Raw genomic sequence first — 259 nt, forward strand, 5'->3', positions numbered from 1 at the left:
GGTGACCTGATCAGCAAAACCTAAAGCGAGGCATTCTTTGCCATCCATCCAGGTTTCATCGTCAAGCATGGCGGCGATTTCATCCGCCGACTTTCCTGTTTTGGCGACATAGGCCGGGATCAACACGTTCTCGACCTTATCCAGCAAGTCTGCGTAATCCCGCATGTCGTTGGCATCGCCGCCGGCGAAGCCCCATGGCTTATGGATCATCATCATGGTGTTTTCCGGCATGATGACGGGATTGCCAACCATTGCGATC

1 protein-coding gene is annotated in these 259 nt (G+C 53.7%); it reads right to left on the reverse strand.

The window, feature by feature from the left end; translation table 11 throughout:
* Window positions 1-252 (reverse strand): Clp protease ClpP (locus ACYYG1_RS17610; protein WP_461211631.1); only part of this gene is annotated, 252 nt, incomplete at its 3' end.
* Window positions 253-259: the final 7 nt, after the last annotated feature.

It is taken from the genome of Desulfocurvus sp. DL1XJH-121 (assembly GCF_054819825.1).